The organism is Amycolatopsis melonis (assembly GCF_040064235.1).
GTDB lineage: Bacteria > Actinomycetota > Actinomycetes > Mycobacteriales > Pseudonocardiaceae > Amycolatopsis > Amycolatopsis melonis.
On the sequence record NZ_JBDZYD010000002.1, the window covers coordinates 119,863 to 143,865 of the forward strand.

The 24,003-nt window shown below is 69.1% G+C and carries 19 protein-coding genes; 9 read left to right on the forward strand and 10 right to left on the reverse strand.

The annotated features are described in order from the left end of the window. The first annotated feature begins 7 nt into the window (after positions 1 to 7). The 3 genes from ABJI51_RS05120 (at position 8) to ABJI51_RS05130 (ending at position 7,947) form a co-directional block, all read left to right on the forward strand. Positions 8 to 7,030 carry an SDR family NAD(P)-dependent oxidoreductase gene (locus tag ABJI51_RS05120; protein ID WP_348947789.1) on the forward strand — a complete coding sequence of 2,341 codons (7,023 nt, stop codon included), beginning with the start codon at positions 8 to 10 and terminating at the stop codon, positions 7,028 to 7,030. Positions 7,031 to 7,223: 193 nt separating this feature from the next. Then, positions 7,224 to 7,628 (forward strand): nuclear transport factor 2 family protein, encoded by a 405-nt coding sequence (locus ABJI51_RS05125; protein WP_348947790.1) that lies wholly within the window; start codon positions 7,224 to 7,226, stop codon positions 7,626 to 7,628. Positions 7,629 to 7,722: 94 nt separating this feature from the next. Beyond that, positions 7,723 to 7,947 carry a hypothetical protein gene (locus tag ABJI51_RS05130; RefSeq protein ID WP_348947792.1) on the forward strand — a complete coding sequence of 75 codons (225 nt, stop codon included), beginning with the start codon at positions 7,723 to 7,725 and terminating at the stop codon, positions 7,945 to 7,947. Positions 7,948 to 8,033: 86 nt separating this feature from the next. On the opposite strand, the gene ABJI51_RS05135 is transcribed toward ABJI51_RS05130, so the two are convergent. Continuing rightward, on the reverse strand, positions 8,034 to 8,339 hold the full coding sequence (locus ABJI51_RS05135) for a hypothetical protein (RefSeq protein ID WP_348947794.1): 306 nt from the start codon (positions 8,337 to 8,339) through the stop codon (positions 8,034 to 8,036). 628 nt (positions 8,340 to 8,967) lie between these two features. On the opposite strand from ABJI51_RS05135, the gene ABJI51_RS05140 reads away from it, so the two are divergent. Next, positions 8,968 to 9,759, forward strand: a complete 792-nt coding sequence (locus ABJI51_RS05140; RefSeq protein WP_348947796.1) for a carbonic anhydrase — start codon at positions 8,968 to 8,970, stop codon at positions 9,757 to 9,759. On the opposite strand, the gene ABJI51_RS05145 is transcribed toward ABJI51_RS05140, so the two are convergent. Beyond that, on the reverse strand, positions 9,753 to 10,094 hold the full coding sequence (locus ABJI51_RS05145; protein WP_348947798.1) for a winged helix-turn-helix transcriptional regulator: 342 nt from the start codon (positions 10,092 to 10,094) through the stop codon (positions 9,753 to 9,755). The genes ABJI51_RS05140 and ABJI51_RS05145 overlap by 7 nt on opposite strands. Before the next feature lie 63 nt (positions 10,095 to 10,157). Between ABJI51_RS05145 and ABJI51_RS05150 the strand changes: the two genes are divergently transcribed. Further along, entirely contained in the window at positions 10,158 to 11,003 is an 846-nt protein-coding gene (locus tag ABJI51_RS05150; protein WP_348947799.1) for an NmrA family NAD(P)-binding protein, read from the forward strand. Between the two features lie 256 nt (positions 11,004 to 11,259). Here the strand turns inward: ABJI51_RS05150 and ABJI51_RS05155 are convergent, their stop codons facing one another. From ABJI51_RS05155 to ABJI51_RS05175, 5 genes are all read right to left on the reverse strand, one after another. Next, positions 11,260 to 11,676, reverse strand: coding sequence for a PPOX class F420-dependent oxidoreductase (locus tag ABJI51_RS05155; RefSeq protein WP_348947801.1), 417 nt, complete (start codon positions 11,674 to 11,676; stop codon positions 11,260 to 11,262). Positions 11,677 to 11,727: 51 nt separating this feature from the next. Then, positions 11,728 to 12,177: a MarR family winged helix-turn-helix transcriptional regulator gene (locus tag ABJI51_RS05160; RefSeq protein WP_348947802.1), complete on the reverse strand. Its 450-nt coding sequence runs from the start codon at positions 12,175 to 12,177 to the stop codon at positions 11,728 to 11,730. Between the two features lie 85 nt (positions 12,178 to 12,262). Then, the gene (locus ABJI51_RS05165; RefSeq protein ID WP_348947804.1) at positions 12,263 to 13,027 is read right to left on the reverse strand and encodes an MBL fold metallo-hydrolase; all 765 of its coding nucleotides are present in this window, start codon (positions 13,025 to 13,027) and stop codon (positions 12,263 to 12,265) included. Positions 13,028 to 13,059: 32 nt separating this feature from the next. Next, complete coding sequence (locus tag ABJI51_RS05170; RefSeq protein ID WP_348947806.1) at positions 13,060 to 13,440, reverse strand: VOC family protein; 381 nt, start codon at positions 13,438 to 13,440, stop codon at positions 13,060 to 13,062. Positions 13,441 to 13,546: 106 nt separating this feature from the next. Next, positions 13,547 to 16,078 carry an excinuclease ABC subunit UvrA gene (locus tag ABJI51_RS05175; RefSeq protein WP_348947808.1) on the reverse strand — a complete coding sequence of 844 codons (2,532 nt, stop codon included), beginning with the start codon at positions 16,076 to 16,078 and terminating at the stop codon, positions 13,547 to 13,549. A 337-nt stretch (positions 16,079 to 16,415) separates the two neighbouring features. On the opposite strand from ABJI51_RS05175, the gene ABJI51_RS05180 reads away from it, so the two are divergent. Continuing rightward, positions 16,416 to 16,673: a hypothetical protein gene (locus ABJI51_RS05180; protein WP_348947810.1), complete on the forward strand. Its 258-nt coding sequence runs from the start codon at positions 16,416 to 16,418 to the stop codon at positions 16,671 to 16,673. 148 nt (positions 16,674 to 16,821) lie between these two features. Further along, on the forward strand, positions 16,822 to 17,037 hold the full coding sequence (locus ABJI51_RS05185; protein WP_348947812.1) for a hypothetical protein: 216 nt from the start codon (positions 16,822 to 16,824) through the stop codon (positions 17,035 to 17,037). A gap of 41 nt (positions 17,038 to 17,078) precedes the next feature. Here the strand turns inward: ABJI51_RS05185 and ABJI51_RS05190 are convergent, their stop codons facing one another. Together ABJI51_RS05190 and ABJI51_RS05195 are read right to left on the reverse strand one after the other, a co-directional pair. Continuing rightward, the gene (locus ABJI51_RS05190) at positions 17,079 to 17,480 is read right to left on the reverse strand and encodes a DUF6069 family protein (RefSeq protein WP_348947814.1); all 402 of its coding nucleotides are present in this window, start codon (positions 17,478 to 17,480) and stop codon (positions 17,079 to 17,081) included. A gap of 56 nt (positions 17,481 to 17,536) precedes the next feature. Beyond that, the gene (locus tag ABJI51_RS05195; protein ID WP_348947815.1) at positions 17,537 to 17,947 is read right to left on the reverse strand and encodes a nuclear transport factor 2 family protein; all 411 of its coding nucleotides are present in this window, start codon (positions 17,945 to 17,947) and stop codon (positions 17,537 to 17,539) included. Between the two features lie 266 nt (positions 17,948 to 18,213). Between ABJI51_RS05195 and ABJI51_RS05200 the strand changes: the two genes are divergently transcribed. Together ABJI51_RS05200 and ABJI51_RS05205 are read left to right on the forward strand one after the other, a co-directional pair. Continuing rightward, a complete protein-coding gene (locus ABJI51_RS05200; protein ID WP_348947817.1) occupies positions 18,214 to 18,537 on the forward strand; it encodes a hypothetical protein in 324 nt (107 codons plus the stop codon). A 178-nt stretch (positions 18,538 to 18,715) separates the two neighbouring features. Beyond that, positions 18,716 to 21,349 (forward strand): LuxR C-terminal-related transcriptional regulator, encoded by a 2,634-nt coding sequence (locus ABJI51_RS05205; RefSeq protein WP_348947818.1) that lies wholly within the window; start codon positions 18,716 to 18,718, stop codon positions 21,347 to 21,349. Here ABJI51_RS05205 and ABJI51_RS05210 read toward each other — a convergent pair. Then, the gene (locus ABJI51_RS05210) at positions 21,336 to 23,789 is read right to left on the reverse strand and encodes a helix-turn-helix transcriptional regulator (protein WP_348947820.1); all 2,454 of its coding nucleotides are present in this window, start codon (positions 23,787 to 23,789) and stop codon (positions 21,336 to 21,338) included. The two genes, ABJI51_RS05205 and ABJI51_RS05210, sit on opposite strands and share 14 nt — an antisense overlap. Between the last annotated feature and the right edge of the window lie 214 nt (positions 23,790 to 24,003).

The window sequence follows — 24,003 nt, forward strand, 5'->3', positions numbered from 1 at the left end:
AAAACCCATGAACAGTTCTCCCGACTCGGATGCCACGACCACGGACTCCGGCCGTCTCGAGCCCATCGCGATCATCGGCATCGGCTGCCGGTTCCCGGGTGGCGTCGAAGATCCGGAGAGCTTCTGGAAGCTGCTGGCGTCCGGCACGGACGCGATCATCGACATCCCGGCGGACCGGTGGCGCACCGAGTCCTTCTACGACCCGGACCCCGTGACGCCGGGCCGGATGTCCGTCCGGCAGGGCGGGTTCCTGCGCGCTCCGATCGACCGGTTCGATGCCGCCTTCTTCGGTATCTCGCCACGGGAGGCGGCCTCGCTCGACCCACAGCAGCGGTTGCTGCTGGAGGTGACGTGGGAGGCGATGGAGGACGCGGGGATTCCGCCGAGCCACACGGCCGGCACCCGGGTCGGGGCCTACATCGGGGGCTTCACCTTCGACGCCGCGGTTCTTCAGGTGGCGGAATCCAACCGCCGGTTGATCGGGCCCTCGACGCCGACCGGGGTGAGCATGACCATGCTGGCCGCGCGGTTGTCCTACACCTTCGACTGGCTCGGGCCGTCGCTGACCATCGACACCGCATGCTCGTCGTCGCTGGTCGCGTTCCACCAGGCCTGTGTCGCGCTCTCGCGCGGTGAGTGCGAACTGGCGGTGGCCGGTGGGGTCAACGTGATGAGCAACCCGACGACGACGATTCTGTTGTCGAAGGGGCAGTTCCTGTCACCGGACAGCCGCTGCAAGTCGTTCGACCACCGTGCCGACGGCTACGCCCGGGGCGAAGGCGCCGGGCTGGTGCTCCTCAAGCCGCTGGCGGCCGCTCTGCGGGACGGGGATCGCGTCCGTGCGGTGGTCCGTGGCACCGCGGTCAACCAGGACGGCCGCACGCCGGGTGTCCAGATGCCCAGCGCCGAAGCCCAGCGCGCGGTGATCCGGGCAGCGTGCCGCGCGGGGCGGGTCGATCCCGCATCGGTTCTCTACTACGAGGCACACGGGACCGGGACCGCGGTCGGCGACCCGGTCGAAGCCTCGGCGATCGGCGAGGTTCTCGGCTCTTCGGACCGCACCCACCTGATCGGCTCGGTCAAGTCGAACTTCGGCCACACCGAGGCCGCCGCCGGTGTGGCCGGCGTGATCAAGGCCGCGCTCTGCCTGGACCACGGCGTCGTTCCGCCGAACCTGCACTTCGAACGACCGAACCCCGGCATTCCGTTCGAGACGCTGCCGCTGCGCGTGCCCACCGAGCTCACCCCGTTCCCCGAGTGCGGCGGGCCACGCCGGGCAGGCGTCAACTCCTTCGGCGTCGGCGGCACCAACGCCCATGCCGTATTGGAACAGTCGTTTGGAGCCCCGGCCGCGGATACCAGCCACGACGACGGGTCGCCACGGCTGTTGACGTTGTCGGCGCGCAGCCCCGAAGCGCTGCGGGCGCTCGCGGACGCGTACGCGGCCATGCTGGAGAAACCCGGCGCCCCGGCACTGCACCGGGTCTGCCGGGCGGCCGCGCTGCACCGCGAACACCATCCTCTTCGGATGTTCGTCGTGGCCGACGGCCCGGTCGAGGCGGTGGAGAAACTCCGGTCGGCCGAGACCGCTCCGCGACGCGACCCGCGTGAGGGACTGGCTTTCGTCTTCACGGGCATGGGCCCGCAGTGGTGGGGCATGGGACGCGAACTGCTCCAAGAGGACCCGCGGTTTGCGGAGGTCGTTGCCGGCTGTGACAAGGTGCTGGCCCGCTTCGGCCTTTCCATCGCGGAGGAGCTGCTTCGTCCGGAAGAAGAGTCCCGGCTGACCGAGACCTTGTACGCGCAGGTGGCCAACTTCGTCGTGCAGATCGGCCTCACCGCGATCTGGCGGGACTGGGGAATCGAGCCCACGGTCATCGTCGGCCACAGCGTGGGCGAGGTGGCCGCGGCCTACGTGGCGGGCGTGTATTCCCTGGAAGACGCCCTGACGATCAGCGTCCACCGGGCAAGCCTGCAGGCGCGCCTGGCCGGTCGCGGTGCCATGGCCGCTGTCGACCAGCCTGCCGCTGTGGTGCAGGCGCACCTGGTCGAGGGCGTGAGCATCGCGGCGATCAACAGCACCAACGCGACGACGGTGGCGGGCGATCCGGACGCGCTGGAGCGCGTGACCACCACTCTGCGCCAAGCGGGCGCCTCGGTGCGGCCGCTGCGGGTCGAGGTGGCTTATCACAGCCACCAGATGGACGAGATCCGCGAGCCGCTGCTCACGGCACTGGCCGGGATCCGGCCGCGCACGGCAGGAATTCCGCTGTTCTCCACGGTGACCGGTGATCGGGTCGACGGCACCGGGATGGACGCCGGATACTGGTGGCGCAACGTCCGCGAGCCGGTCCGCTTCGCCGACGCGCTGCGCCGGCTGCTGGCCCTCTCACCCGGCGTGATCATGGAAATCGGGCCTCATCCCGTGCTGGCCTCGTCCATCGACGAGGCAACGGTCGAACAACGGGTCGACGCCGTCCGGGTCGCCGCGCAGCGACGCGGACGCCCGCAACGCCGGGAACTCTGTGAAGCACTGGGCGTCCTCTACACAGCCGGCGTCGAGCCGGATTGGCGCCGGGTGCATCCGGGCCCGCGCGAACACCTCGACCTCCCACGCTATCCGTGGCAGCGCGAGCACCACTGGGTCGAGTCGGCGGCATCACGAGAGGCGAGGCTCGGCGACGGCGGTCTCCGGCTGCGCGGCCGCACCGTCGTGGCCACCAGCCCGGTCCGTGACGTCGAACTGTCGATGGCCGAGTTCCCCTACCTCGCCGACCACCGGATCGGGCAGACGATGGTTTTCCCCGGCTCCGGCTACCTCGAGGCGGCGCTCGCCCTGTTCCCCGAGGAAGAGCCGTGCGTGCTGGAGGACGTCGTGTTCCACCGCCCCCTCACGCTGGTCCCGCAGCCTATCGCGACACTGCGAAGCAGCTACGATCCAGCTCAACGCCTCATCACGCTGCACAGCCGGGACGAGGACGACGCGGAATGGACGCTGCACGCCCAGGGGCGTCACTCCGGCGTGGTCCGGCCGCGGCAGCCACGGCGGCAGACGGCGACGTTGGAGCAGCTGACACGCTCGTGGCCGCAGCTCGACCACGACGAGATCTACCGGCGGATGGACCGGACCGAACTGAGTTACGGTCCGGCTTTCCGAGCTGTCCGCAGGATGTGGTTCCGGGCGGCCACCGGCGAGGTTTACGCCGAACTCGATCCCGGCACCGCCGACCTGACCGGATACCGGCTGCACCCCGCCGTGCTCGATGCCGCACTGCACTGCATGCTGATCGGTGCCGTGGCGACCGACGAGAACGCCTCCGGTACCTACATCCCGTCCCAGCTCGCGGAGCTGCGTTTCCACCGCGTGCCCGGCCGGCGGTTGTGGGTGCACGGCCGCGGCCGGCTCGACGCCGAGGCAGGGCACCTCGACTGCGACGTGACGCTCTTCACCGACGACGGCGAGGTGGTGGCTGAGCTGATCGGGATGCGGGCGCGGGCACTCCGCGACGACCACGCGGGGAAACCGGCGGCCCCGGAGGAGCTCTACTACGAACACGCCTGGCGGCCGGAACCGGCCCGAAGCGGCACGGCCGACGGCACGTGGGTCGTCATCGGATCATCACCCGCGGCGGCCGGCCTGGTCCAGGGCCTGCGCAAGGCAGGCGGCGAAGTCGCCCACGTGTTGTCACCGGACGGCGACTGGGCCGAGCGTGCCGCCGACCCCGCGTGCCGCGGCGTGGTCTACTTCGACGACGCCGGGTCCGGCCGCCCCGCCACCACGGGCGCGCCGGCCTGTTCCGCCGTCGCTGAGCCGCTGCGGCTGGTACAGAACCTGACCGCCGCGCCGCTGTTCATCGTCACCTCCGGCGCCCAGAGCGTCTCCGCGGACGACGCGACGACCGACCCGTTCGCGGCCGCTCTGTGGGGGTTCGGCCGGGTGGTCAACGCGGAGTACCCGGACCTGCGCTGCCGGCTGATCGACCTGGATTCGACGGCGAGCATCGACGCACTCGTCGTCGAACTGACCTCCGACGAGCTGGAGGAAGTGGCACTGCGCGACGGCGTCCGGCACGTTCGCAGGCTCGAGCACGCCGAAGCCCGGTCCGGCCTGCACCACATCGACGTCACCGCCGGGCGGACTCCGGTCCGTCTCGTCGCCGACGGCTCGGGCGTGTCCGGGCTCGGCTTCACCGCGACCGGCCGCGAGGCTCCCGGGCCGGCCGAGGTCGAGGTGGAAATCTCGCATGCCGGTCTCAACTTCAAGGACGTTCTCAAGGTCACCGGGCTGCTCACGGCCGAGGCGATGTCGGGGAGTCACTCGCAGGACGCGCTGGGCATGGAGTGCTCCGGCACCGTGGTGCGGATCGGCGAGGCCGTCTCCGGCTTGAAGCTCGGAGACCAGGTTTTCGTGCACGGCCGCGACCTGTTCCGCTCCCACGTCACCGTCGACGCGGTCCGGGTGGTCCGTGCTCCCGCGGGCATGTCCCCGGCTCAGGCGGCGTCGCTCTTCCCGGCCGTCACCGCTTACCAGGCCGTGACCGAGCTGGCCCGCGTGCGGCCCGGCGACCGGGTGCTGGTGCACGCCGGCGCCGGCGGTGTCGGACTGGCAGCGGTTCGCATCGCGCGTTGGCTGGGCGCCGAGGTGTACGCGACGGCGGGCAGCGAAGACCGCAGAGCGTTCCTGCTTGCCGAAGGAGTGGCGGGAGTGGCGGACTCCCGGTCCACCTCGTTCGCCGACGACATCCTGGCGATGACCTCCGGTGAGGGCGTCGACGTCGTGATCAACTCGTTGTCGGACGAATTCCTGCGCAGGAGCCTGGACCTGCTGCGGCCGTTCGGCCGGTTCGTCGAACTCGGCAAGGCGGACATCGCCGCCGATCGGCTCCTGCGGTTGTCCCCCTTCCACCGGGGGCTTTCGTTCCACGCGTTCGACTACGACCAGATGATGCGCCTGCGGCCGGAAACGGCCCGCGAGTACATGCGCGAAGTGGCGGCCCTCTACGAGCAAGGCGCGTTCGCCCCGCTACCGGTCACCGAGGTGGTGGCCGGGCACCTGCCTGCCGCGTTCCAGGCGATGGCGCGCAGCGAGCACATCGGCAAGGTCGTGGTCCGGGTCGCCGGCGAGACGGTGCGAGTACCGGCCCGGTCGGTGTCCGCCCCGCTGGTCACCGCCGACGGCACCTACGTGATCACCGGTGGCCTGGGCGGACTGGGCCTGACGGTCGCCCGGTGGCTCGCCGATCGCGGAGCCCGCCACCTGGTGCTCATGGGCCGGCGCGGCGCGGCGACCGACGAGGCCAAGGCGGCGGTGGACGAACTGTGCGCCGAGGGCGTCGAGGTCCGTGTCGAGCGGGCCGACGTGGCCGACCGCGAGCGGGTCACGGAGGTCCTGGCCCAGGCCAGAGCCTCGATGCCGCCACTCCGCGGCATTTTCCACACGGCCGCCGACTTCGACGACGCCCTGCTCTCGGAAATGGACGCCACCAGGCTGGTCAAGGCCACCGGGCCGAAAGCCGACGGGGCCTGGTACCTGCACGAGGAGACTCAGCAGGACGAGCTGGACTTCTTCGTGCTGTTCTCGTCGATCGCCTCGCAGCTCGGCTCCGCGGTGGCCGGCGCCTACTCCACGGCCAACGAGTTCCTCAACGCGCTCGCGCGTTACCGGCACGCCCTCGGACTGCCGGCCCTCAGCGTGGGCTGGGGAATGATCGAAGAGGTCGGAGTGTCGGTCAACGTGAGCGCTGTCGAGAACGTGCTGCGGATCAACGGCCACACCGGCGTCACGCCGGCGCAGGTGGTGACCGAGCTGGAGACCTTGCTGCGCACTCGCGCGGTCGAAGGGTCCGTCGCGGGCATGGACTGGCGCAAGTGGACACACGCCAACCCCCAGCTGCGCAGGCTTCCCCGGTACCAGAGCCTGGTGCCCGACATGGCAGCGGACGGCGATGAGACCGAGTCGGTGCCACACCTGATCCGGAGCGTCTCTCCCGGCGAACGCGCCGAACTGCTGCCACCGCTGGTGGCCCCGCTCATCGAACGGGTGACAGGCTTGTCCGACGAGCAGCTCCGGTCGGGCCAGTCGGTCGACATCGACTCGCTGGCCGGGGTCGAGCTGCGCGTCCTCCTGCAGAACGAGCTCGGCATCGCGGTACCCGCCGTCCGGCTGCAACGGAATCTGACGCTGACCGGGCTGACGGCCATGCTCGGGGACGAGCTGGAGCGGGAGTCCGCCGACGCCGGGCTTTCGCCGGCCGGAATCACCGTGCACGACTTCGTCTCCTCGGACGGCACGACCGTCTACGGCCACCTCAGCCTTCCGGGCGGGACCGGGCCGTTCCCCGCGGTGGTGGTGTGCACGTCGGGCACGGGCGGCGCGCTGGACGAGCAGGGCCGGTACGCGCAGATCGGTGAACACGCCCCCTTGCTGGCGGCCGGATTCGCCGTTTTCACGGTCGACCACCGCGGGACGCCCGGCCACGGCCCGGACCATGCCGCGCGGGCCGAGATGGGTGGCGGCGACGTCGACGACGTGGCGGCGGCGGCCCGATACCTCTGCGGGATGCCGGAGATCGACCCGAGACGGCTGAGCATCGTGGGAACCAGCCGGGGCGCCTACACCGCCACGCTGGCGTTGGCGCGCCATCCCGAGTGGTGGCATCGCGCCGTCCTCATCATGGGCCTCTACCAGCCGGCCCACTACTTCGGACAGGCACAGGGCGGCGCGTCCGGCCTGACGCTGCCGCACGGCGCCGAGATCGACCCGGCGGATCTGCGGGCCTATTTCGACGACCCGGCGAAGCAACCGCTGCACGTGGTCGACGCGGTCACCGCCCCGCTGATGCTCATCCACGGTGACGACGACACGGTGGCACCCGTCGGCTACGCGCGAGAACTCGCCGAGCGAGCCGAGCGCGCGGGCGTACCCGCGCAACTGGTGACCGTGGCAGGGCTCGGACACGACAACGAGTTCGCCGGTGAGCCCTGGACCGATCTATGGCGCCGGATCACCGAGTTCGTGGCCGAACAGTGAAACCCCGCGCGCGGTCCGATCCGGCGTGGTCGCGAGGCTGCTTCATTGCTGAGGGATTCCCTTCGCAGCGGCCCCGAGGACGTTGCCGCAAGTAAGGGGCGGCGATAGCGTCGCCGCAAGATCGGGCCGGGTTTCGGAATGATTCGATTTCCTGTGCGATGTTCATCCGCGAAAGGACTTTGGAGGGAGCCCCATGGCTGAATCCGCTTCACCGGTGGCCGTGGTCGAAAAGTACTTCGCCGCGCTTGCCGCCAAGGACTTCGCCGGGGTGGCCGGCCTGTTCGCCGACGACATCGTGTGGCACCAGCCGGGTGGCCACCAGTTCTCCGGGACCCATCGGGGGGCCGCGTCGGTCGGCAAACTGCTCGGCGACATGATGACGGTCAGCGAAGGGACCTTCGACCTGTCGGTGACGGGTTCGCCGATGGCCAACGGTGCACTGGTGGCCGTTCCGGTGCACTTCAGCGGGAGGCGTGCGGAGGCAGCGATGTCGCAGCACGGCGTCGACCTGCTGCGGATCGATGGCGGCCGGGTTGCCGAGGTGTGGCTGTTCTCGTCCGACCCCCAGTCGGAAGACGAGTTCTGGGGTGCTCCCTGAGCCGGCTCCTGCCGCGGGCCACCCGGCGTTGCGCCGAGGGATGACCTCGTAGGCGGCCGTCGCTTCCGGGAAGCTGTCGCGCCAGGGAGGGGTCATGCGTCGTGCAGCACTGGCCTTGCTGGGCCTTTCTCTGCTCGCCGCCGCCTGTGGTGACGATGCCGATCGGCCGGTCCGGCAGGGGGTGGTGAGTCCGGTGCCGCTCACGCCCGCGGTCATTCCGTCCGTGGCCACGACCACCACCACCGATCAACGAGCGTTCGCGGGCCGGAAGAACCACGGAGCTCTAGGTGGTGTCGTGGACGTCAGGGTGAACGGCTGACGCGTCCGGCATGGCGGCAGACGAGGAAAGGGCTGCCCGGCGGATGACTCCACCGGGCAGCCCTCGGCCGCTCGCAGGCAGGCGGTTCAGCAGTGCGCCGAGCGCGCCGCGATCAGCTCGGTGACCGACACGCTGCCCGACGGGGCGCAGGCCACGCCAGTGTCGACGACTGCGTTGCCGCCGAAGCCGCGGACCAGGTCGACCGCACGCTCGGCCCAGTGGGCGGCCGCTTGGTGCAGGCCCGCCATGCGGGCGAGCTGCGCGGTCAGCTCCGCGCCTTCGACGGTGGTGGCGCAGCTGGTCGGCGAGACGCTGCGGAACGTGTCCAGCGGCTCCAGCACGCCACCGTCTGCGGGAACTTGCCGGGTGGCGGCGATCTCGATAGCACTCATGACAGGAATGTCCTTTTCAGTCAGGGACGTTACGTCTTGAGAATAACCGTCGGAAATCTTTTTCGACTGGATTCGCAGATGTTTCCCCGATGGGCGGATTTCCTGTCCGTCCACTGAGGAATGTTCTCCGTGTGAGACGGGGTTCAGGGTGTCACCAAGGTAGTCTTCCCGTGTTCCTTCCGGAAGATATGAAAGACAAACCCGATGAACCGTATCGAGTCGTGTCGCGCGCTGTCCGAGGACTCAGTTCGACCGCTGGAGTTCGTGGCCGCCGCGTGCCCGCTGTCCTGCAACTCCGCCGACTACTTCCGTGCCTGCTGGTATGCCGTCGTGTGGGCTGCGGAGCACCTGGTCGGCAGGCCTTTCTCGACTCCGGACCCGGGTCGGCAACCAGGCGGCGGCCCCAGGTCGGTAGCCGAGCTGCTGGAAATCCGGTCGTCGCTCTAGGAGAGGCTGCTGGTGTCGCGCGTCCGAAGTTGGCTCCCGGGCACGGCAAGGGGCCCAATTGTGTGCACGCATGGTTGGTGAGGGATTCCCTTCGTGAGAGCCACTGAAGCGGGCCGGAAGTGCGACGCGGCGGTAGTCTCGCCGCAAACGTGGGACTGAGTCGCTCGAAAAGGCAAGGCACGTGAAAATCCAGCACAAAATCGACCGCGACGACCTGCCCGGGTCTCGTCCGGAAAAGCAGTGGAATCGGCGCGCCGCACTCAACGGACTCGTCCTCGGCGGGGCCGCGGTTGCCTTGAGTTCCTGCTCCGCGAACACGGGAAGCAGTCAGGTGCTCGCCGCCGGTGACCCGGGCGCCGCGGTACCCGCCGCGCCACCCGGAGAACTGCCGACAACCCCTGAAGGGGCCCTCAAGCGGTTACTGGACGGCAACCAGCGACTGCTCGCCAACAAGGTGCTGCATGCGCAAACTCTCGACGACATCCGCCGGCACGCCACCGGTCAGGCACCCTATGCCCAGGTGTTCGGGTGCGCCGACTCGCGGGTGCCGGTCGAGGCGGTGTTCGACGAGGACTTCGGCGACATCTTCGTCACGCGCACGGCCGGCAACGTCCTCTCCGACCCCACCGTCGGGACGATCGAGTACGGAGTACTGGAGCTGAAGACGCCGCTGGTCATGGTTCTGGGCCATCAGGGCTGCGGGGCGGTGAAGGCCGCGGTGGCCGCGATGAAGGAGCCCGCCAAGACGCCGCCCGGGCCGCTGGGTGCACTCGTATCGGCCCTCGTCCCTGGTGCCCGGCAGGCGCAGACGCGCGGCGGGGACGCCTACGCGGCCGCTTTGGAAGCGCACATCCGCGGTGTCGTGGCCGGCTTGCAGGAAACACCCTCGCTCAAGGAGAAGATCGCCGAGGGAAAGCTCCGCGTCGTGGGCGCGTCCTACGACCTGGCGACCGCCAAGGTTACTCTCTACTGAACAGTGGCGGCAGGAACAGGGTCCGGGATGGACATGGCCCAGGTGGCCATGGCGTCGAGGACGTCGCGAAGCCCTTCGCCGAGGGACGTGAGCCGGTATTCGACCCGCGGCGGAATCTCCGGGTAGGCGGTGCGGGTGACGATGCCGTAGGTCTCGAACTGGCGCAGCCGGCTCGTCAGGGTGTGTGGGCTGATGCCGGGCAGGGCCTCGCGTAGTTCGCTGAAACGGCGAGGGCCGGGCAGGAGCTCGCGCACGATGAGTGTGGCCCACGGTCCGTTCAGCAGGGCGAGGAACCGGGCGACACCGCAGTCCGGCAGGCACGCGTCTTTCGTCACATCGTGATTTTACCCCAATAGTGCAGTTGATGTAATCGGTGCAGTCCATGCACTAATGGGTGCATGACTTACGTGATCCACGGCGCCACCGGCGCTCAAGGTGCCCCTGTCGTTTCCGCTCTCGCCGCCGCGGGCAAACCCGTGATCGCCCTGACCCGCAACGCGGACGCAGACGTCCCCGGCGCGCGGGTGATGACCGTCGGCTACTCCTCCGAGGAAGGACTGACCCACGCCTACGCCGGCGCCGATGGCGTGTTCATCCACCTGCCCCTGGGCACGGAGGAGGACCGCCGAACCTATGCGCGCAGCATCGTTGCCGCCGTGCACGCGGCCCGGCCCGGCCGTGTGGTGTTCTCGACCAGCGGTTATGCCATCGAGGACGGCGATGAGAGCGCGGTCTCGACGCTGATCGGCGGACTGGCGGACAGCGGTGTGCCCTACGCGGTGATCGCGCCCGAACTGTTCTTCGAGAACCTGCTGCTTCCGCATGTCGTGGACGGTGTGCGCGAGCGTGGTGTGCTGGGGTATCCGCTGCCGGCCGCCTTCAGCGTCTCCTGGGCGTCGCATCTGGACATCGCCGACGTCGCGGTCACACTGTTCGAACGTCCGGACGTCTCCGGTGTCGTCGGGGTCGGTCAGTACCCGGCCATCACCGGAGCCGAACTGGCCAAGGCGTTCGGGCGCAGGCTCGGCCGGGAGGTCACCTACCAAGCCGCCGCGCCGGAGGAGTACTTCGGTGCTCTCGCGCCGATGATCGGGGAAGGAACTGCCGCCGGTCTCGCGGCGAACTACCGGGCGATGGCGAAGCTTCCGGGCCGCGTGATCGCACCCGAGCGTTCCGCCCAGAAGCTGCTCGGCGTGACACCTCGGACGGCCGGCGAATGGCTGGCCGACATGGGACTTCGCTGAGCGGGGACAGGTCACCAGCCGGTGACCACGAAGACCGGTGCCGGTCGACAACTTGCCGGCCGGCACCGGTCTTGGGGTCGCCGTCGCGATTCGCTTGCCGTCCGGATCGAGTGCCCCGAGGCGGTCTTCGGTGTTCCACCCACGCCTCCGTCACCGCCCTCAACAGAGGCGCTTCGCGCCGTAGTGCCGATCCAACGCACCGAACGCCACCTTGGGATGCTTGCCTTGACCGGCGACCAATTTTGGAAGCGCGGCACTAGGAGGCGATGTCGGACCAGGCGGAAACGTGTTCCATCCGCAGCCGGCACAGCATGATGTCCGTCCCCGTGTTGCGCCGGCCGTACTCTTCGGCGCGGCCGGGCGGCACGTATCGCTCGGCGAGCCGGGTGTTCCAGGCAAGTAGGTCGTCGGCTTCGTCGTCCACGTGCACTGGTCCGCGGACGACCACGAACGAATACGGGAACTCCTCGCTGTCGACACTGAGCGCCGCGCGAGGGTTGGCGAGAAGGTGGCGGCCCTTGCTGCTGGTGCGTCCGGTGGTGAACACCACGTCGTCACCGTCCACAGTGAACCACACCGGCGCCACGTTCGGGGCTCCGGACGCCGACGCGGTGGCGAGCTTTCCCGTGCGGGTTCCGGTGGTGAGGAACTCGATCGCTTGGTACCTGGACATCTTGGGCATGATTCTCAGCTTTCCTTGAATGATGTCTGTCCGCCGGCTTCGTCACGACGGCTCCTGGCGCGCGCTCAGCCGGTGGGCGGCGCGCAGGTCCGCGAGCGACGTCGCCAGCTGCTCGAGGGATCGCTCCGGCAGGACTGAGCCGACCCGGGTCTCCAGCTCGTCTTCGAACACCTTCTCGGCCTTGGTGACCACGCGGTGTCCCGTCGGGGTGAGTTGGATGATCGAGGAGCGCCGGTCGTCCGGATTGGCGCGCCGCCGGCAGTACCCGGCGGCCTCGAGGCGGTCGACGACCTTGCTCGTGCCTCCGGCCGTGATGCCGAACTCCCCGGCGATGTCCAGCACCCGGCATCCGCCGCGCCGGCCGAGTACGCGCATCACCTCGAACCACGTGAGCTGCAGAGCGCAGTTCGCCCGCAGCCGTGCGTCGACAGCGCTCCAGAGCTCTGTCTCGAACCGGACCAGGTCCTGGTACAGCAGCTTCAGATCGACCACGGCAAGTCTCCTCGGAACGCCTCCCGGTGGGATGATGCGGCGGCGGGCGGACCGGGTGACCGGCGCTTCCCCGGCCCGAGGCGCGTCAGCCGAGCTGAAGGCGGTCGGCCAGTCCTGCCGCGGTGAACGCCTGTTCGATGTCCGCGCGGCCTTCGGTGAAGTGGGCCCAGCTGTCGAAGTGGGCGGGAACGACCCGGCGTGCGCCGAGGATCTTTGCGGCCTCGGCGCCCTGGGCGCTGTTCAGGGTGATCAGCGCGTTGTCGAAGAACTGGGCGAACCGGGCGCCACCGAGGAAGAGGATCGCGGTGTCCACCGGGGCGAACCTTCCGGCGATCTCCTCGACGAGCTCGAGGGCGGCATTGTCGCCGCTGACGTAGACCGACGGAAGGTCGTCGGCGGTGAGGACGAAGCCGACGACGTCACCGGAGATCGCTTCACAGCCCTCGGGGCCGTGCCGGGCGGGCACACCCGTCACGGTCACAGTGCCGCCGTCGGGACGCTTGAGCTGTGCCGCTTCCCAGAACGCGAGCCCGCGGGCGTTGCCACCCAGCCGGCCGGCACCGCTGACGGTGGTGAACACGACAGGCACTTCGCCGAGAAAAGCCCGGCCCGACGTGTCAAGGTTGTCGTCGTGCTCGTCGTGGGAGAGCAGAACCGCGTCGACCCGGCCGAGGTCCGCGGCGGTGACCGGCGAGGGGGTGGTCTTGACCAGGGTGAACCCCGGTATCCCCGTGTCGTACTCGCCCGGCGGATCGAACGTCGGGTCGGTGGCGAACCGCAGACCGCCGTACTCGATCAGCGTCGTGGGGCCGCCGTAGCGGTGAACCTGGACCTGTCCGGCGGAGACCATGCCGAAATCCTTTCTGCTGCGCGGAAGCGTGGTCACGACGTGGGTGCGGAGAACACGCCGAAGTGGTGGCCTGCGCTGTCTTCGAGCCTGGCGAAGGTGAGCCCGGCCGCGTCGGTCACGGGCGGCATGAGGACCTTGCCGCCGAGCTCCTCGGCGCGCTCGACGGTCGCTTCCACGTCCTGGACGAGCACGTAGAAGATGGCGTAGTCGGAGAACTTCCCGTCCGACTCCCACACGCCGCCGGTGGGCTGCGGCGCGCCCGGCGTGACGATCGCGTGGTAGTTCACCCCTGGTGTGTTGGTGTTCAGGCTGTAGTTCCAGCCGAACAGCTGCCCGAAGAACTCCTTCACCTCGGCCGGCCGGTCGGTGCCGATCTCGAACCAGGCGACGGTGTTGACGGCTGGACTGCTCATGGCGCTCACTCCTTTGGCACGTATGGGCTTCCTGTCACCCAGTGAACCAGATTGATTCCATGGAATCAAGTCCTGTGGAATCGGATGGCAGGCAAGGCTCGGGTGACTACGAACGAGTCGCCTGGAGGTGCCGCTTCAGGTACCGCGCAGTCAGGCTGCCGTCGGCGCCGGCCAGGACGTCGGGTGGGCCGACGGCGACGACGGTGCCGCCGTCGGCACCGCCACCGGGACCCATGTCGATCACGTAGTCGGCGTTGGCGATCATGTCGAGGTCGTGCTCGATGACGACGACGGTGGCGCCGCGAGCCGTCAGGCGCTCCAGGACGTCCAGGAGCACCCGCACGTCGAGAGGATGCAGGCCCACGCTGGGTTCGTCGAACACGAACAGCGATCCGTCCTGGTCGCGATCGAGTTCGCCGGCGAGCTTGAGGCGCTGGGCTTCGCCGCCCGACAGCGCCGGTGTGGATTCGCCGAGCGTCAGGTACCCGAGGCCGAGCGCGGCGAGCGTCTGCAGGCGCGCGCGGACACGCCGGATGTCGCCTACGTGGTCGAGGGCTTCGTCGACGGTCAGGGCGAGCACGTCCGGCAGCGTGAGGCCGCCGTCGCCGCGGCGGATCCGGCCGGCCTCGGGCGCGTAGCGGCTGCCGCCGCAGTCGGGGCAGTCGATGTCCACGTCGGGCAGGAACTGCACGTCGAGCGACACCTGGCCGGTCCCGTCGCACCGCGGGCACCGCAATGAGCCGGTGTTGTAGGAGAAGTCGCCCGCCGTCAGCTGATACTCCTTCGCTGCGGGGGTTGCCGCGTAGGCCCGCCGGAGATCGTCCAGCACTCCGCTGTAGGTGGCCACTGTGGACCGGACGTTGACGCCGATCGGGGTGGCGTCGACGACGTGGACGCGGGTGACGCCCTGCGGGTCGATGTCCGCGACGTGGGCGGGCAGCGGTTTTCCCCCGGCGCGCGCGGTCACTGCGGGGACGAGGCTGTCCAGGACGACGGTGGTCTTGCCGGAGCCGGAGACGCCGGTCACCGCCGTGAGGCGACCGAGGGGCAGTTCGAGGTCGAGAGCGCGGACGGTGTGCACCGGCCGGGTCGACAGGCGCAGGGCGCCGGAGCTGAAGACCTCCGAAGCGGCAGCACGCTTCCGGACGACGACGGGTTCGCGCCCGGAGAGGAACCCGCCGATGAGCGAGGCCGGGTTCTCCGTCAGGCCGGTGACGTCGCCGTCGGCCAGCACCCGGCCGCCGTGCTTGCCGGATCCCGGGCCGATTTCGATGATCCAGTCCGCCTCGCGGAGGACCTGGACATCGTGGTCCACCAGGACGACGGAGTTGCCGTCGGCCAGCAGGTCCCGGATCACGCCGATGAGGCCGTCGATGTTCGAGGGATGCAGGCCGATGGAAGGCTCGTCGAGAACGTACAGCACGCCGGTGGTGCGGTTGCGCACCGCGCGGGTGAGCTGCACCCGCTGCCGCTCCCCGGTGGACAGCGTGGAACCGGAGCGGTCGAGCGCGAGGTAGCCCAGACCGAGCCGGCGGAGGCGGCGGGCGGTCTGCATCAGCTCGGCGGTGATGCTCGCGGCCATGGCGCCCATCTCCGCCGGCAGGGTACCGGCGATCCCCGGTACCCAGGCGACGAGTTCGTCGAGGGTCTTGGCGGTCGCCTCGGCCAGGTTGATGCCGTCGACGAGGCTGGCCCGGGCCTGCTCGCTCAGCCGGGTACCGCCACAGTCCGGGCAGGTCTGGACACTGAGGAACCGGTTGACGCGGCTCAGGCCGCGCTCCGTGGTGGCCTTTTCGACCGCTTCCCGCACGGCCTGGCGCGCGTTGCGGTAGGTGAAGTTGAGGTCGAACAGCTTGCCGTTCTTCGACGGCACCCGGATGTGCCGCTTCTCGGCGGGCCCGTGCATCACGATGTTGCGCTCGGCGTCGGTCAGCTCGGTGTACGGGACGTCGGTGCGGACGCCGAATTCCGCGACGACCTGGGGCATCACCGTCAGCCCGAACATCGACCACGGGGCGACCGCGCCGGCCTCGATCGTCAGCGACGGGTCGGGGACGAGCGTGGTCTCGTCGACTTCCCGCACCAGCCCGGTTCCCGTGCACCGGGGACAGGCGCCGTCGGAGTTGAAGGCGAACGACTCGGCGCCGGGTGGGGTGAAGGTCGCCGCGCACACCGTGCACGTGAGATCCAGTCCGCGAGCCACGTCCAGAGTGGGGGCCTGGCGATGACCGTTCGGGCAGACGTGGGATCCCAGCCGGGAGAACAGCAGACGCAGGTGGTTGAGCAGCTCGGTGGACGTCCCGAAAGTGCTCCGGACCCCGGGAACGGCCGGTCGCTGGCGCAGGGCCAGCGCGGCCGGCACGTGCTCCACGCTGTCCACGGCGGCCCGGCCGGCCTGGGACAACCGTCGACGCGTGTAGGTGGACAACGCCTCGACGTACCGGCGTGACCCCTCCGCGTACAGCACACCCAAGGCGAGGGACGACTTGCCCGACCCGGACACGCCGGCGACGGCCACGAGCTGGCGCAGCGGCACGGTCACGTCGATGTCGCGGAGGTTGTGGACGCGCGCTCCTCGAACCTGGATGGCCTCGGGCTGCCGGCTCGACCGCAGGTGACCAGTATTGTGCTCGCTCATTTTTCCCTTCGGATCGTCCCCGGGGCCGCTGAGGTTGGCGAAGTTGATTCCGTGGAAACATACATGACGTGGAGGTGGCTTGCCTGCGCAGCAGGTGCCATGTGCTGTGCGGGCGGTCGGCTGTTCCGCAGAACGCGGAACGTTCGTCGGCTATTTCGGAGGGAGTGCAGGATAACCAGGCATGCGGCGAGGGATTCCCTTCGTGGCACCTTGGCGCGTTTGCTTCTTGATGGGTTGTATCCATAGCCTGAATTCGGGAGTCGATCTCCTGGATCGCTGCCGGTCGCTGTCCGAAGGTTTCCTGATGCGGCATTGTTCATTTGATCGGAGTAAGTGCATGATTTATATCGAACGCGCAGTTGTCGGTATGGCGGAGCCGGAGCCGCTGGAGTACTGCGCTCCGGGGTATCCCGTCGGGAGCTTCCAGGTTTGGACCTGCAATGACGCACTCCGGCAAGTCGCGGAGCAAAACGGTGGCTGGTTCGTCATGGGCGGGGGAATCCAGGGCAAGACCGTTGGTTCGGATGCGTCGTCCGAGCAGCCGGTGGATCTGTCTGTGATGGACATCCTTGCGATCGTCGAAGAGCATCTCTGAGGCGCCCCGCCGGAGATTCCCGGTTGGAGCACGGCTCGCTCATGGCGAGTGGGCGGTTGTCCTCGCATCTGCGGGGACAGCCGCCCTCTTTGCTGTCGCCGGTCGGATCTGCGCAGCCGAATGACAAGTATCAAGAGAAAGGGTCACAGTGAACCGCATTGAAACTTTTGTCAATCGTCAATTCTCCGAGAAGGCTGTCGAGCCGCTGCAGCCGGTGCCCGTTCCCGCGCTCGGACCGGTCAGCTGCCTCGCGACCGTGGTCGAGACGGCGGCTTACGCGGTCCGGAACACGGCGCAGGTCGACGCGTACTGGCGTGCGCACGCACTCTTCAATGCGGCGAAGCAGGTGCACGGCGTCGGGTAGTCGCCAGGCCGTGACTTCCGGGGCGGTGCGGAGCGCCCCGATCACGGCTGCGTCCGGGCCGCCGGCGCGGGAAAGAACCTGGCGTACGACGCCACCGCGACGGCGGCGATCACCAGGTGCATGACCATGAGGCCGGCCACGCCGGGCCAGGTCGTGCCGGGGAGGAACCCGGTGATGCCGAGAAGGACGTCGGGTACGAAGGACAGCGCCACCACCGCGGAAGCGAGGCTCCTGAGCGTAGTGGCAGGGCGGGTGGCTCGGCGTCGCACGGCCAGCCACCCTGCCAGCCCCGCCGCCGCGGCGACCACGGTGAGGGGAACGTAGGCTGCTGGGTGGAACGGTTTGAAGTCGACTGGAACGGTCGCCATGGCGCGTGTCACGGCGACCACGATCGCGCAACCGATGCTGCCTGCGACGGCGGGAACCAGGAAGGCGGTTGCCATCCGGACACGTTCGGGCGACGGGGTCTCTCCCGGGGTTCCCGGCCGGCGAGGCCGCGTCACTCGGCGTCCCAGAAGGAGTCTTCGCCCTGCTGGAGATCGGAGAACAGCCACACCTCCGCGATCCGGCCATCGCTGACCCGGTGCACGTCGAAGCCGTCCATCGAGATCTCGGAGTCGCCGTGTTTCGCGGAGAAGTGGACGGGAACCGCGAACATGTCGCCGTTGATCATCGGCGCTCCGGTCGTGACCAGATCGAACGTCCCCTGGGTGAAGGCCATCTGCGCGGCGATCATCTCCTGGACCGCCGGTACGCCGACGAGGGTGCCGGAGAACCGGTTGTTGCCAGGCTGGTGCCACACGATGTCCTCGGCGAACAGGCTGCCCAGCGCGGCGAAGTCCTTTGCTGCCATCGCGCTGAGATACTGTCCGGCAACAGCCGACGTCGTACTGGTCGTGGTGCTGGTCATCATGACCTCCCTTGGTGGGCCTCGATTTCAAGCGCAATGCTGACGATCGGTAACCAGTTACCTCAAGGTGACTATGGGCTGAATGTGATACAGATCACATATATCTGGCGAGGCTTGCGGCTGATCGGTCCGCTGCTGGGGGATTCCATTCGGGATGAAGTGAGCGTGTTGCTCGAAGCCGAGCCGGGTCGGTAGCGTGGGCGCGATCAATATTCTTAACCGGATTACTTTTCCGGATAGCCCGTTGAGATATCAAGGATTCTGGAATGAACGTGATCGAGTCGGCGGCGAACAGGCAAGTTCCGGCCGGAGGCGAGAAGCTGTCGGTGTTCCACCTGTCTCCGGTGTGCCTCCCGGTTTCGTGCACCCCTGGGTACGAAGCGGCTCTGGCCTGGGGTCTCGCCGAGATGACCGGGCAGGCGACCAGGGCGGCGGCCGAGCACTGGGCCAGGGTGGCCGCGCAGCATTCGATTCGAGTGGGCCACGGCGTACGCGGTTACACAGCCGAGTCCTCGCCCTCGGCGGCGAGCTGGAACGGAAGCCTGCACAATCTCACGGCCGACCAGCTGGCGACGCTCATCTTGGCGTAGCAATCCACCAAATACTACCCAATTGGGTGAATTTCGCCGCGGGGGTTGCGGTCGTTTCCGGCGCCACCGGGCACACGGTGCCCTTTGGGCGGGCGGTCGTGTCCACAATGCAGGTACAACGATGTAGAAGCAATGAGGATACCAAGCGGATTCCCCCGACTGCCGCCGGAGAAACGCCATGCACCTCGATCGCATACCTGCCGTGTGCCAGGAGACCGTTCGCGAGATCGTCGACCGGCGGTCCGGAGAGCCCTTGGTGCTTATCGGCGGTCCGAGCGTCGATCTCGCCGGCATCGTCGAGGAACTCGACGCGTACTGTCTGGAAGAGACCGGCGACACCGGGAGTACGCAGATTGTCCACCTGTCGTTCGCCGAGCTGATCGGTGGTGTTCACCAGCTGGACCGCGGTCCGGCAGCCGATGCCGGAATGACGGTTCTGCTCGTCGGTGACGTACACCGGATGCCGCCCGACGTCCTGCCCGCGTTCGAAGAGGTGGTGGAGCGGCTGTCGGGGACTCGTCTGAGGTGCGTGTGCACCGTCCCGCTGCCGGTACCGCGTCCCGTGCGTGCCCGCTTCGGTTCCGCATTCGCCCGGCTGAAGGAAACGGGGCTTCTTCGTCAGGTGATCCTGCGTCCGTTGCCCCGGTCCCGGCTGGCGCAGCACGTCAGGATGATGCTCGAGGCCCGGCCGGAGCCGGATCTGGTGACCCGGTTGTGGGAGCTGACTCGCGGCTGGCCGGGTGCGGTGGCCTCCTCGCTGACCATCATGCGGGAGCACGGCCTGGTCCGGATGGTCGACCGGCACGCCTATCTCGACGAGCAGCGGAGCCCGGTGCTGACCAACCAGCACGCGCTGGTGCGGACGCTGCACGACATGAAGGATCCGGTATGGGGCGTGGCGAAGGCGATCGCCGTGCTGGGGCCACTGGGTGCGGCCGCGACCGGCCTGGTGGCGCGGGCCCTGGAGCTCGCCGAAGACGATGTGCGAGCCACCCTGCTCCGCCTCGAACAAGAGGGGGTGCTGCAGTACTTGCCTGCCTCGTCAGGGTGGCGGTTCCGGATCCCCGTCGTCGCGGCCGCGCTCAGGACTCTGCTGGGCCCCTACGAGCGGCGGGAGCTGGCGCGGACCGCGGTTCTCGCGCTCTGGTCCGGCGCGGCCCGCTGCGATGATCCGCACTACCTGCCCGACCGCCTCGCCGAGGCCGGACGGATGGTCGACCCCGAACGGGCCACGGCTGAGCTGCTCGCTGCCGCGAAGCCGTCTTCGGCCAACGGAGTGGCCGAAGAGCACGCCATCCCGTGGCTGCACGCCGCCGCGAAGCTCACCGCGGATCGCGCGGAGCGCGCCACGATCCTCCTGGCGCACGCCCGCACCTGCCTGGCCGCCGGCCGCGCGGATCTCGCCCTGCGGTCTTCGGACCTCGTGCTCCGCTGCCACGACGACGAGATCCCCGACGGCACGCTGCCCGGCGTCTGCCTGATCCAGCTGGGCGCTCTTTACCAGGCGAATCACCTCGACTCCCTGGAAAAGGTCGCCAGCGGTGAGTGGTGGCCTTGGCCGGGAACACGGCTCGAACGGGCCGTCTGCCGCGCGTACGCGTTGTCCCTGCTGAACCGCTGGAAGGAAGCCTGCGAACTGCTCGAGCAGGTGCGACGCGACGAGGAAGCCGGCTCGGTGGCCGGCTACGTCAGGTCCTTCGCTCCGATCACGTCGCTGTGGCTCGGCCAGGCGGAGGCCTTCAACCGGGACGTCGCGGCGCTCCCGCACCGTCACGCCTCCGGCGAGGACACACTCGCCGAGGTTGCCTGCCACACCAGTGCGCTCCTGGCACTGGGGGAGCTTCGGCGCGCAGAACAGCTGCTGACCGACACCGGTCAGACGCCCGAACTGCTGGGCGTGCCCTCGCGGATGATCCGGCTTGTCCAGCACGGTCGCGTGGCCGAGGCGCTCGAGCTGATGCGCAAGGCACTCGCACACAACGCGCCCAATGGCTGTGATGCCTACCAGACCGTCATGACGTTTGCCGCCGCAACGTTGCAGCTGTGCCGAGGGCAGCTCACGCGGGCTCGGGAGCTGGTGACCACGGCGCGCTCGCGCCGGCCGTCGCTGCCACACCTGCTGGCGCTGGCCGAAGCCTCGTACGCCGGCTTGATCGGTGAACTCGATCAAGCCCGGTCGATCATCGTCGATGCCCTGGCACAGGCCGACGACGCGGGCATCGTGGCGCTCACCGACTACCTCTGGACGGCGCTGGCCGATCTTGCCGTCTTCACCGGCGCGACCGAAGCCTTGCCCCTCTACCTGCAGCAGGTCGACAAGATCGCCGCACAGCTGGGAACCGAACAGGCCGAAGTGCACCGGCTGTCGCTGCAGGCACTCGTGCACGGTGACACCGCGGCCGCGGAGGCCGCGCGGCAGCTCCTGCAGCGACAGGGAAAACCGATCGAACAGGCCACCGGTATCGAACGCCTGGTGCGCTACGGTGTCGCCGAACCGCGGCTGCTGGCGGAGAGCTACGCGCTGTACGGCGATCTGGGCTCCTTGCTGAACCGTGCCCGGCTGCGTCCGTTGATGCAGGAACACGGGGTCGCGGTCCCCGGACGGCAGGAAACCCTGGTCGAGAACCACCATCTGCTCGCCTTGCTGGTGACCGAAGGACTGAGCAACAAGCAGATCGCGGCGGCACTGTGCACGAGCGACAAGAGCGTGGAAGGCCGGCTGTCGCGGCTGTTCTCCTACACCGGCTGCCGATCCCGGGTCGAACTCGCGACCGCGATGTTCACCGGGCGGCTGGAGTTCAGGACGCGGTAGCCGCGAACCTGCCTTCGAGGCTGGCTCTCGCCAGCTCGACCCGCGACCGGTACCCGGACTTCGCGAACAGCCGCGAGAGGTGGCTTTCCACTGCTTTTTCGCTCACTCCGAGCGCGCCGCCGATCTGGCGGTTGGTGAGCCCTTGCCGCACCAGCGCGATGAGGCGCCTGTCGCTGGGTGTGAACGCATCGCCCGGCGCGCGGGTCCGCGGTACGGCAACACCTCGGTCGTTCAGCCAGCGCATGACGTTCGCGTGCATCCGCTCGCCCCCGAGCCGTTTGGCGATGCCATAGGCTTCGTTAAACCACGGCTCCGGATCGTCCGCGGTGAACCCGGCGATCAGGCACGCACGCTTGAGGTCGATGAGCGGGCCTTGGCGCCGGACGAGATCCACTGCGCGCGCCGCGCTGTCGTGGTCGTGGCCGGCCAGCGCCCGCGTCATCAGTTCGGCGATGTCCAGTCCGGCACCACCGTATCGGCCGCGCCACCACAGGATTTCGGTGTGGAGGGCCCACAGCTGAGCGGTGTCCTGCGCGTGGTGTTCCAGGTAGACCAGCCGGTTGAGGAACCAGTGGACGCCGACTCGGCCGGTACCACCGGCCTTCGCCTTGATCTCTTCGTAGGCAGCCCATCCGCGAACCCGCGCCTGGTCGTAGTCCCCCAGCCGGTACAGCTCTCCGGCTTCGGCCCAGGCACGCAGTGCGGGGAAGAGGCATTCCATCTCGCCGAGTGCGGTCATTTCCCGGGCGAGCTCTGATTCACCCACCCACGAGAGCACTTCCGCGGTGAGCAGCCTGGCCACCTGGTGTACCGCCGTCCGAGGGGAACCGGCGAGCTGGAGCTGCCGGGCAAGCGAGGGGATCCGGGACCAGTCGTCACCGAGGTAGTCGCGTCGCAACTGAGCGTACAAGGCGATCGGACCGCACGAGGGCTCGCCGTATTCGGCGCCGAGCGCCAGCTTGAACAGGCCGGCCACATCGAAGTCTTCGCCGGCGGGCACGGCAGGCGACCGGTCGTCGTGCTCGACGTCGAGCGGGCATTCGGCGCGAAACGGCGAAAAGGCTGCGACCAGTTCTCCGGCCTGCACCGGGTGCCCGGTGAACCAGTGTTCGGCGACGGTGAGTGGCTCCCGGCAGGCCGGATCGGCGGACAGCGCGCGGGCGACGGAGACCGGCACCGGCTCTCCCGTGTGGATGGCCGCCAGCGCCGCAGAGACGGCCAACGCGTAGCACGGCCTGTCCTTACCCGCGGTCATCAGCTCGGTCACGACCTCCTGCAACGACCGATAGTCCGCGATGTGGACCAGCAGGTGCAGCGCCGTCCGCAGGACACGATCGCGCTCGGCTCCAGGGCTCAGGTGGCGCAGTGCGGCGCAGTACCAGCGGGCGGCCAGCGCCGGGTCGGCACGCGTCGTGCGATCTGCGGCAGTGACCAGCGCGCGTCCGACCTCGGGATCGGGTGCCAGCTCGGCCCCGGCCAGCGCGGCGTGGTCTGCGACCGCCGACGCCGTCGACACAGGGCGCTCGCCGGCGCCGAGATACCGGGCGATCGCCGCGTGCAGCGCCGCGACCGGCGCCGGTCCCAGGTCTTCCAGCACCGCGGTGGCCAGGGCGGGACTGGAAACGGTGAGCACGCCGTCGGCATCGCAGAGGAGTACCCCGGCGGCGACCATGCCGTCCACCGCCGCACCGCACTGGCCGAGACCGGCGTCCGTGGCCGCGGCGAACGCGGCGAGATCATCCACTTCGTACCGGGCGGCCCCGGCGACGATGGCGACGAGCTGTTTGCCCACATTGCCGAATCGAGTGACGTCCTTCACCAGTTCGTGTCCCGGTGGCAGGGCGATCGGCGCGGCCGGGTCCGCCAGGCACAGACGACCGAGCACCTCGGCGAACCGGCCCTCGTTCCGCAAGCGCTCGAACGTCCGGAGCACCGTGGCCGGAGTGCACGCAGCCGGCCCGAGGGCCGCGGCCAGCACGCCGGCCACGGACTCGTCGACCGGCTCCGCGACGGCCGCGGCCAGCAGGCTGCCGACGTCCTCGGCGGTGAGCGGAAGAAGGTCCACCACCCGGTCCGCGACGTTGAGGAGCGGGATCGGGCCGGGAACGTCACGGTGCCCGTGGCAGCTCGCGACCACGGTGCACCCCGCTCGCACGGCGATGGCCAGCAGTCCGGGGTCCTGCAGCAGGTGCGCGTCGTCGATCTGCAAAGCGGTGTGCCCGTTCGCCCGCAGGCCGGTGAACAGCCGGGTCAGTTCGGACAACAAGGCCGCGCGAGCCGACGAAGCGGTGTAGGTGCGCGGGACACACAACTGAGCGACTGCCGCCACTGATCGGGTCACCCGTGAATCCGCAATGTGCGGAAGAACTTTCCGCAAACCGTCGACGACGGCCAGCGCTCCGAACTTGTCCCACTTCGGGCTGCTCTCGGCGCTCAGCACCGGGACAACGCCGAGACCGCGGGCCTGCCAGACACGCTGGAGATCACCCAGAAGAGTGGTCTTTCCTGCTCCTTCCCCGCCGCGGACGACCACGAGCGCGGCGTTCCCGGCACACGCGTCAACGGCTTCGAAGGCACGGCGGAGGCCGATCCCGGCTGTGTGTTCCCTGGTCACCGGACCCCTCCCTTCACGACGGCGCCTGTGTCCACAATGT